At 73.6% G+C, this 9,559-nt stretch carries 10 protein-coding genes; 4 read left to right on the top strand and 6 right to left on the bottom strand.

Annotated features, from left to right (window positions below; translation table 11 throughout):
• From N801_RS17975 to rimP, 4 genes are all read right to left on the bottom strand, one after another.
• On the bottom strand, nt 1-265 hold a 265-nt coding region (locus tag N801_RS17975; RefSeq protein ID WP_035940678.1), incomplete at its 3' end, for a translation initiation factor IF-2 N-terminal domain-containing protein.
• Between the two features lie 66 nt (nt 266-331).
• Nucleotides 332-733, bottom strand: a complete 402-nt coding sequence (locus N801_RS20460; protein ID WP_084109230.1) for a YlxR family protein — start codon at nt 731-733, stop codon at nt 332-334.
• Between the two features lie 8 nt (nt 734-741).
• Nucleotides 742-1,932, bottom strand: a complete 1,191-nt coding sequence (gene nusA, locus N801_RS17970; RefSeq protein ID WP_035940677.1) for a transcription termination factor NusA — start codon at nt 1,930-1,932, stop codon at nt 742-744.
• Nucleotides 1,933-1,935: 3 nt separating this feature from the next.
• On the bottom strand, nt 1,936-2,523 hold the full coding sequence (gene rimP / locus N801_RS17965; RefSeq protein WP_035940675.1) for a ribosome maturation factor RimP: 588 nt from the start codon (nt 2,521-2,523) through the stop codon (nt 1,936-1,938).
• Between the two features lie 100 nt (nt 2,524-2,623).
• Here rimP and N801_RS17960 point away from each other — a divergent pair, with 100 nt between their 5' ends.
• Genes N801_RS17960 through N801_RS17950 form a run of 3 tightly spaced genes read left to right on the top strand, consistent with a single transcriptional unit; the run spans nt 2,624 to nt 6,576 of the window.
• A complete protein-coding gene (locus tag N801_RS17960) occupies nt 2,624-3,637 on the top strand; it encodes a DUF4439 domain-containing protein (RefSeq protein WP_035940672.1) in 1,014 nt (337 codons plus the stop codon).
• Nucleotides 3,634-4,560 (top strand): aminoglycoside phosphotransferase family protein, encoded by a 927-nt coding sequence (locus tag N801_RS17955; RefSeq protein WP_052113284.1) that lies wholly within the window; start codon nt 3,634-3,636, stop codon nt 4,558-4,560. Before N801_RS17960 ends, N801_RS17955 begins: the two co-directional genes overlap by 4 nt.
• Nucleotides 4,561-4,587: 27 nt before the next feature.
• On the top strand, nt 4,588-6,576 hold the full coding sequence (locus N801_RS17950; protein WP_035940670.1) for a thioredoxin domain-containing protein: 1,989 nt from the start codon (nt 4,588-4,590) through the stop codon (nt 6,574-6,576).
• On the opposite strand, the gene N801_RS17945 is transcribed toward N801_RS17950, so the two are convergent.
• Nucleotides 6,573-7,412 (bottom strand): PhzF family phenazine biosynthesis protein, encoded by an 840-nt coding sequence (locus N801_RS17945; protein ID WP_035940679.1) that lies wholly within the window; start codon nt 7,410-7,412, stop codon nt 6,573-6,575. The genes N801_RS17950 and N801_RS17945 overlap by 4 nt on opposite strands.
• A gap of 27 nt (nt 7,413-7,439) precedes the next feature.
• Between N801_RS17945 and N801_RS17940 the strand changes: the two genes are divergently transcribed.
• Entirely contained in the window at nt 7,440-9,350 is a 1,911-nt protein-coding gene (locus N801_RS17940; RefSeq protein WP_035940668.1) for an alpha-amylase family protein, read from the top strand.
• Between the two features lie 11 nt (nt 9,351-9,361).
• On the opposite strand, the gene N801_RS21160 is transcribed toward N801_RS17940, so the two are convergent.
• Nucleotides 9,362-9,559: hypothetical protein (locus N801_RS21160; protein WP_035940666.1), on the bottom strand; the 198-nt coding region annotated here is incomplete at its 5' end.

Raw genomic sequence — 9,559 nt, 5'->3', positions numbered from 1 at the left:
CTGCCGGAGCAGCGGGCGCCGCGGGGGCCTTGGGGCCGGGGGTCGCCGACGGGGACGGGCCCTGACCGGCGGGCTTGGCCGCGGGCTGCGCCGGGGCTGCCGGCGAGTCCACGGGGAACTTCTCCTGGTACCGGCGGACGACCGGTGCCTCAACGGTGGAGGACGCCGACTTGACGTACTCACCCATCCCGTTGAGTCGCTCGAGGAGGACCTTGCTGGTCACTCCGACTTCCTTGGCGAGTGCGCTGACGCGAACCTTGGCCACGTTTCTCCTTCTCAAGGTCCGTGCAACCTGTGGAAGGCGCGGACCGCTAGTTCGGGGGGGAGCTCATTACTGAGTGCTCATCGGGTGCTCATCAGCGTCAAACCCGCTTTCGGTGTGCCTGGGATGGACGGTGGTCTGCTCGTGGGTGGCGATCCACTCCGCCACGGCGGTGGTGTCCAGGTGCGCACTGACTCGCAGTGCACGCCCGAACGCCCGTCGTCGGACGGCGAGGTCGTAACAGTCTCCGGTGGGGTGCAGCCAGGCGCCACGCCCCGGAAGACACCGCCGAAGGTCGGGGATCAGCTCCCCTTGCCCTCCGACGACCACTCGCAGGAGTGCCGACCGGCTATCCGGGACCCTGCATCCCACGCAGGTGCGCACCGGCCCCGTCAAAGACGGTGTATGCCGTGTGCTCGCCTGGGCGTGCGACGTCCGGGCCCGGAGTCCAGTCCGGTCGGTCCCGTTCATTCTAGCGCCTAGCGGGGGTCGCGAGCGTCATCGGACCGCTCGGAGCCGGTCTCACCTGCTCCGCGGGCCGGCGTGGCGCCCGGGTTGTCGGAGCGGATGTCGATCCGCCACCCCGTGAGCTTGGCGGCCAGCCGGGCGTTCTGGCCCTCCCGGCCGATGGCCAGGGACAGCTGGTAGTCGGGCACGACGACCCGGGCCGCGCGCAGCTTGTGGTCGACGATCTCGACCGACTGGACCCGCGACGGGCTCAGGGCGGAGGCGATGAACGTCGCGGGGTCCTCGCTGAAGTCGACGATGTCGATCTTCTCGCCGTGCAGCTCGGCCATGACCGCCCGGACGCGGGCCCCCATGGGGCCGATGCAGGCACCCTTGGCGTTGAGCCCGGACACCTTGGTGTGCACGGCAATCTTGGTGCGGTGGCCCGCCTCGCGGGCGAGCGCGGCGATCTCGACGCTGCCGTCGGCGATCTCCGGGACCTCGAGGGCGAAGAGCTTGCGGACGAGGTTGGGGTGCGTGCGCGAGAGGCCGATCTGCGGGCCGCGCATGCCGCGCTTGACGCTCACGACGTAGGTGCGCAGGCGCTGCCCGTGGACGTAGCGCTCGCCCGGGACCTGCTCGGCGAGCGGGAGGATGCCTTCGACGCTGCCGAAGTCGACGGTGACGTGGCGGGGGTCCGGGCTCTGCTGGATGACGCCGGCGACGATGTCGCCCTCGCGGCCCTTGAAGTCGCCCATGATCGCGTCGTCCTCGATGTCGCGCAGTCGCTGCACGATGACCTGGCGGGCCGTGGCCGCCGCGACGCGGCCGAAGTCGCTCGGGGTGTCGTCGAACTCGGGGCCGTACTCACGGCGCGTGCGCGGGGGCGTCGGCTCTGAGGGGGTGGCGTCCGCGAGGTCGCCGTCCCCGGCTGCGTCACCACTCGCGACGTCTGCGGATCCGGTCGTCGGAGCCGCCACATCCGCAGACGCAGGAGGGGCGGGGTCAGCGGGCGCGTCCTCGACCGGGACCTCGAACTCCTCACGCACCCAGATGGTGACGTGGCCGGTCTTGCGGTCCAGCTCGGCGCGGGCGTTGCGGTACGAGCCGTCGGAGCGCTGGTAGGCGAGGAGCAGGGCCTGCTCGATGGCGGGGATGAGCACGTCGAGCGAGATGTCGCGCTCGCGCTCGACTCCCCGGAGGACGGCGAGGTCGATGTCCATGGGTCAGTTCTCCTTGTCGCCCGACGCGTCGGCGTCGTCGGCGTCGGGGGTGTCAGCGGGGTCCGCCGTGTCCTGGGTGTCCTGGGTGTCCTTGCGCGAGAACTCGACCTGCACGTCGGCACGGTCGATCGCGGCATACGCGTGGGTCTCGTCGCGGGCGGGGACCTTCTTCACCGCGGGGACCGAGATCGTGAGGTCGTCGGTGCCGGCGCGGGTGATGCGCCCGGTCACGGGCTCGGCACCGGTCAGCGCGAGGACGACGAGGCGCCCGACGTTGCGCTGGAAGTGGCTCGGCGTGGTGAGGGGGCGCGAGACGCCCGGCGAGGTGACCTCGAGGGTGTAGGGCTGCTCCCCCAGCACGTCCGACTCGTCCAGGACGTCGCCGATGGTGCGGGTCGTGGCGGCGATCTCGTCGAGGGAGAGGGACTCGACCGTCTCGGTGACGTCCCCGGTGGCCTCGAGGGCCCGGTCCACGACGACGCGCACGACGCGGCGGCGGCCGGCCGGGGTGACGACGACCTCCTCGAGGACGACTCCTGAGCCGTCCAGTGCACCGTCGAGCAGCTCCTGCACTGCGGTGTCGCGGGTCATCGGTCTCCCTCTCTGTAGTTCTCGCGCCGCGGCTCACTCTGCGGCGACGACCACTCTAGCCGGGCCGCTGGGGTGCTTCCACGCGTGCGAGGATGCCGCCATGGGTGACCCGACGCCGCCGGCCACGAGGCCGACCCGGCGCCTCGTGGGCGCGGGGGCGTTGGGTGCCCTCGTCGGCGTCCTGACCGGCTGCGGCATCCGGCTGGAGGACGACGCGCCACGGGTCCCGCTCGTCCCGACCCGTGAGCCGATCCCGGCCGAAGCCGCCCTCCTGCGGCTCCTGGGCGCCGTGCAGGCGGCTGCGCTGGCTCCCGCCGACGCGACGGCACCGCTCTCCCCGGTCCTGGCCGCCCTGCACACCCGCCAGGCCGAGGTCCTGCGGGACGCCCTGCGCCAGCGCGGGGTCCCGCAGGATGCACTCCCCTCCTCCATGCCCAGCCCCACGGCTACCCCCACCCCCTCGGTCTCCGCGTCCGTGCCCACACCAACCGGCACCGGGTCGCCGTCCCCCAGCGCCTCGCCCAGCCCCACCGTGCCCCGGACCGTCGTGGCCGTGGAGGGCTCGATCGTCTCCGCCGCCGACGGGTGCGCCGCCGCGGAGACGGAGCTGCGCCCACCGGTCCTCGCCCTCCTCGCCCAGGCGCATGCCGCGACCGAGCTCGCGACCGGCAGCCGGGCCGACCGGCCCGACCCGGCGCCGCCGTGGTCCCGGCCGGAGCTGCTCGTGCCGCTCGTCGACGCGACGAGACGCGCCGTGTACCTCCTCGAGGTCGCGGCGGCCCGCACCCCGGGGAAGGCGCAGCGCACGGCGCGCGAGGGCATCGCCCGTCTCGACACCCTCACCGTCGAGGTGGTCGAGGCCGCGGGCGCCGCGGCCCCCGTCCCGGACCTGGGGTACCCCCTGCCCCGCCCGGTCACGACGCCCGCCGAGGCCGCTGCCCTCGCGACCGAGACGCTCGCCACGCTCCTGGCTGCGTGGGGCGCGCAGCTCGCCGCCCTGACGTCCGGCGACGCGGAGGCCGCGTTCGCCGACGTCTCCCGGTGGCTGGGCAGCGTCGCCGCGGAGGCGCACCGTGGCGGCACCCCCCTCACGGCCTTCCCCGGGCTGGCGTGAGCCCCGCGCCGGACCTCGGGGCCCACGCCCCTCGGGAGTGGCTCACCTGGATGAGCCGGCTACCGGCCGAGGGTGGGCCGACCGGGGCCGACTGGGCCGCGGACGTCGACCGGCTCACCCGCGAGCTGCTGCGCGACTGGGACCTCGTGCCCGTCGGGCCGGCGATGACCGGCTGGACCGCGGTGGTGCACCCGGTGCAGCGCCGCAGCGGCGACGTCACCCGGCCCCTCGTGCTCAAGGTCGGGTGGCCGCACGTCGAGTCCGCCCAGGAGCACCTCGCGCTGCGCAGCTGGAACGGCCACGGCGCCGTCCGGCTGGTCGCCGCCGACCCCGCCCGCGGAGCCCTGCTCCTCGAGCGGCTCGACGCGACGCGCGACCTCGAGTCCGTCGACATCGACGAGGCCTGCGCGGTCATCGGCGGGCTCTACCGGCAGCTGCACGTGCCCGCACCACCGACGATCCGCCCGCTCGAGGCCCACCTCGACCCCTACCTCACCCAGCTGCGCCAGCGGACCGACCTCCCCCGCCGGGTCGTCACCCGGGTCACCGGACTCGCGCGGGACCTGCTCGCCGACCCGGCGCCGCGCGTGCTGCTGCACACCGACCTGCACTTCCAGAACGCCCTCGCCGCCGACCGCGCTCCGTGGCTCGTGATCGACCCGAAGCCGTTGGCGGGGCCCCCGGCCTACGAGCTGCAACCGTTGCTGCGCAACCGGTTCGACGAGCTGGGGACCGGCCCGGCGATGCGCTGGTCGCTCAGGCACCGCCTGGAGGTGACCTGCGAGGCTGCGGGGATCGCCGCGGACATCGGCCGCCTGTGGAGCATCGTCCGCTGCGGCGTCGAGGTCTTCTGGGCCGCGTTCGACGGCGACGCGGGCGAGCTGTCCCGCAACCTCACCCTGCTCAAGGCCCTCGAGGACTGAGGTCGTCGCTCGTGACAGGGTGAAGCCATGGCCAACCGGCTCGCCAAGTCCACCTCGCCCTACCTCCTCCAGCACGCCGACAACCCGGTCGACTGGTGGGAGTGGGGCGACGCCGCCTTCGCGGAGGCCCGGCGGCGCGACGTCCCGATCCTGCTGTCGGTCGGCTACGCCGCCTGCCACTGGTGCCACGTCATGGCCCACGAGTCGTTCGAGGACGAGGGTGTCGCCGCGGCCGTCAACGCCGGTTTCGTCGCGGTGAAGGTTGACCGCGAGGAACGGCCCGACGTCGACACCGTCTACATGGCGGCCACCACCGCGCTCACCGGGCACGGGGGCTGGCCGATGACGTGCGTCCTCACTCCCGACGGGGACCCGTTCTTCGCCGGCACCTACTTCCCGCGCGAGCAGTTCCTCTCCCTGCTCGCCAACGTCACGACGGTGTGGGCGCAGCAACGGGCGGAGGTCCTCGCGTCCGGCGCGCACATCGCGGGCCGCCTGCGCGAGCTGACCGCACCCGGGCCCACGGACCCGATCACGTCCGAGTCGCTCGCCATGGCGATCACCCACCTGCGCCGGCACCACGACCTCACCCGCGGCGGCTTCGGGGGTGCGCCCAAGTTCCCGCCGTCGATGGTCCTCGAGTTCCTCCTGCGCCACCACGGCCGCACGGGCGACACCGACGCGCTGGCGATGGCGCGCGGCACGGCGGACGCGATGGCGCGCGGCGGCATCTACGACCAGCTCGCGGGGGGCTTCGCCCGGTATGCCGTGGACGCCGACTGGGTGGTGCCGCACTTCGAGAAGATGCTCTACGACAACGCCCAGCTCCTGCGCGTCTACGCCCACCTCTGGCGCAGCACCGGCGATCCCCTCGCCCGCCGGATCGCCTGCGAGACGGCCGAGTTCATCGTCGAGGAGCTCGGCACCGACGAGGGTGGCTTCGCGTCGGCCCTCGACGCCGACACGACCGTCGACGGTGTCGGGGTCGAGGGGGCGACGTACGTCTGGACCCCGGACCAGCTGGTCGACGTGCTGGGGTCGGACGACGGCGCCCGAGCCGCCGAGCTGCTCTCGGTCACCGAGCACGGGACCTTCGAGCACGGCGCCTCGACCCTCCAGCTGCGACGCGACCCGGAGGACCCGGCGTGGTGGGCGCGCACCCGAAGGACGCTGCTGGAGTCCCGGCGCAAGCGTCCCCAACCCAGCCGTGACGACAAGGTCGTCGCGTCGTGGAACGGCCTGGCCATCGCCGGTCTCGCGGACGCCGGGGCGATCCTGGGCCGACCCGACCTCGTCGCCGCGGCGGTGCGGTGCGCGGACTTCGTCGTCACGACCCACCTCGTCGACGGCCGCCTCCGCCGGGCCTCGCGCCACGGCGTCGTCGGCGCCGCCGCCGGCGTCGCGGACGACCACGGCAACCTCGCCGAGGGCCTGCTCGCGCTCCATCAGGCCACCGGCGACGCGCGCTGGCTCGGCGTGGCCGGAGAGCTCCTCGAGGTGGCCCGGGTGCACTTCCGCGACGCCGACGGCCTCGTGCACGACACGGCCGACGACGCCGAGCAGCTCTTCACCCGGCCCCGCAGCCAGGCCGACAACGCCGAGCCCTCCGGCGTGTCGTCCCTGGCCGGGGCATGGCTCACCCACGCGGCCCTGACCGGGGTGACCCGCGACCGCGAGCTGGCCGACGAGGCGCTGTCCGCCCTCGGCGCGCTCGCCACCCGCGACCCGCGCTTCGCCGGCTGGGCGCTCGCCGTCGCCGAGGCCGCCGTCGCCGGCCCGCTCCAGGTCGCGGTCGTCGGCCAGGGCCCCACGGCCGAGACGCTGCTCGACACGACCCGCCGCAGCACCTCCCCCGGCCTCGTTCTCGCGCACGGCGAGCCGGACGCCCCCGGCCAGCCGCTGCTCACCTCCCGCCCCCTCGTGGGAGGTGCCCCGACGGCATACGTGTGCCGTGGTTTCGTCTGTGACGCACCGGTCACGGACGTGACGGCGCTGGAGCGCGCGCTCGGCTCCTAGAGGGTGATGCTGCCCTCGATGCGGGTCACCGTGTCGCCGGACACCCAGACGGCATCGCCCCGTGCCTCGACCCACACCCGGCCGTCCCGACCGATCGCGCTCCCCTGGCGAGCGACGTACGACTCCGGCAGGGCCCCTGTGCCGATGAGCCACTGGGCCAGCCCCGCGTTGGCGCTGCCGGTGACGGGGTCCTCGCCGAAGTCCTGCCCCGAGGCGTAGAAGGCGCGCACCTCGACGTCGGCGCCGAGCTCGCGGGCCGTGCCGGAGTCCCACCGCCCGACGAGACACACCTTGAGGTCGGTGAAGCTGGCGACGTCGGGCGCCATGGCGAGCACTGCACGGGCGGAGCCGAGGTCGACCCCGACCCAGCCGGGGCCGTTGTCGACCCAGGCCATGGCGTCGACGTCGGCCGGGTCGACCCCGAGGGCCCTGACGACCCGGTCGCGCAGCGCTGCGTCGACCTCGCCGGAACGACGCAGCGGCGGGGCGGCGAAGCCCAGACGCGGGGTGCGGCGCACCGTGACCAGCCCCGCGCCGCACTGCTGGACGACGTGCTCCCCCTGTGGGCGCCCACCCGCCTCGAGCCAGGCGTGGGCGCTGCCGAGGGTGGGGTGGCCGGCGAACGGCAGCTCGCCGCTCGTCGTCCAGATGCGCACCCGGTAGTCCGCCGCCGCGTCCGTCGGCGCACAGAGGAAGGCCGTCTCGGACAGGTTCGTCCACCGGGCGACGTCCGCCATCTCCGCGTCGGAGAGCCGGTCCGCGTCGTGGATGACGGCGAGGGCGTTGCCGCGCCACGGCTCGCTGCTGAAGACGTCGACCTGTCGGAAGGGCAGCATGCCCACATCCCACCACGAGGGGCCAGAATGGCGGACGTGACGACCCCTCCCTCGCCCCCGGTCGCGCTCGACGACCTGTCGCCCGAACGCCGGGAGATGTTCGCGGAGCGGCTTCGCCGGTGGTGGCCGGACCTCGACGACGCGCTCGTCAGTCTCTACGGGGCGGCGGCGGCCGAGCTCGGCGTCGAGCTCGTCACCCTTGCCGCGCAGGCCTTCCGCGACCGGCCCGAACCGCTCCACCGGCGCGACCTCCAGCGGCTGCTGCGCCCGGACTGGCTGCAGGAGCCGTCGATGGTCGGGTATGCCGCCTACACCGAGCGGTTCGCCGGCGACCTCCGTGGCGTGGTCGAGGAGATCCCCTACCTGCGCGACCTCGGCGTCACGTACCTGCACCTCATGCCGCTCCTCCAGCCGCGGGAGGGCGACAACGACGGCGGGTACGCGGTCGCCGACTACCGGTCCGTGCGCCCCGGCCTCGGGACGATGGACGACCTCGAGGACCTCACCTCGGCCCTGCACGCCGACGGCGTCAGCCTCGTCCTCGACCTCGTGCTCAACCACGTCGCGCGGGAGCACGAGTGGGCGGCACGGGCACGGGCCGGTGACCCGATCCACCGGGCGTTCTTCCACGTCTTCCCGGACCGCACCATGCCGGATGCCTACGAGCGGACGCTGCCCGAGGTCTTCCCCGACTTCGCGCCGGGCAGCTTCACGTGGGACTCCGACGTCGACGGCTGGGTGTGGACGACGTTCAACGAGTGGCAGTGGGACCTCAACTGGTCGAACCCGGCGGTGATCACGGAGTTCGCGTCGATCATCCTCGAGCTGGCCAACCGGGGCGTGGACGTGTTCCGGCTCGACGCCATCGCCTTCATGTGGAAGCGGATGGGAACCGACTGCCAGGGCCAGCCCGAGGTCCACGCCATCACCCAAGCGCTGCGCGCGGTCACCCGGATCGCCTGTCCCGCAGTCGCGTTCAAAGCCGAGGCCATCGTCGCGCCGAGCAAGCTGCTCGCCTACCTCGGCCAGGGCCGCTACACCGGCAAGGTCAGCGACCTCGCCTACCACAACAGCCTCATGGTGCAGGTGTGGTCGATGCTCGCCACGAAGGACGTCCGTCTCGCGGCGCACGCCCTCTCGCACCTGCCGACGAAGCCGACGAGCTCCACGTGGCTGACCTACCTGCGCTGCCACGACGACATCGGGTGGGCGATCCAGGACGAGGACGCCGCCGCCGTGGGTCTCGACGGCCACGCCCACCGCAGCTTTCTCACCCGGTGGTATGCCGGCCAGCACCCCGGGTCGAACGCCGACGGCCTCGTCTTCCAGTACAACCCCGAGACCGACGACGGCCGGACCAGTGGGACTGCCGCGAGCCTCATCGGTCTCGCCACCGCCGGGACCGATGTCGAACGCGACCTCGCTGTGCGGGCCCTTCGGCTGGCCCACGCCCTCGTGCTCGGGTGGGGCGGGATCCCGGTGATCTGGAGCGGGGACGAGCTGGGGCAGCCCAACGACCCGCACTGGGCCGACGAGCCCGGCCACGAGGACGACAACCGCTGGGCGCACCGGCCGAGGCTGGACCGCGCCCGGCACGACGCCCGGCACGACCTCTCCTCTGAGGCGGGTCGGGTCTTCGAGGATCTCCGGGGGCTCATCCGGACCCGGACGTCGCTCCCCCACCTCCACGGAAGCATCGAGTCACGGATCGGCCCGGTCGACGACCCGGGCGTGCTCGTCACCGTGCGCGAGCACCCGCTGGGCACCTTCGTGGGCCTGCACAACGTCACGCCGACGTGGCGATCATGGCCCGGGCACCGCGCCCACGACTACGGCGTCGACGCCTCGCGGGACGAGCTCAGCGGGCAGCCGCTGACCTGGGGTGAGGACGGGAACGTCTGGCTCGAGCCCTACGCCGCCGTCTGGCTCACGTCGTAGCCCTGCCGCGCTCAGGCGACCGCCCAGTCGTCGGTGATGAACCACTCGTCAGGTGGGTCGGGGATGGGATCCGTGGGGATCCGGAGCAGCTCGAGTGGCGGAAGCTCGTCGGGGAGGTAGCCGTCGGGGTAGGGGTCGACGGGATCGTCGAGGTCGTCGAAGCGGTCGAGGTCGTCGAGGCGGTCGAGGGTCTCGTCGCGTGGGGGCGG

The sequence above is a fragment of the Knoellia aerolata DSM 18566 genome, from assembly GCF_000768695.1.
Taxonomy (GTDB): Bacteria; Actinomycetota; Actinomycetes; order Actinomycetales; family Dermatophilaceae; genus Knoellia; species Knoellia aerolata.
The sequence above is the reverse complement of the archived record's forward strand: the minus strand, read 5'-3'. Positions and strand labels throughout refer to the sequence as shown.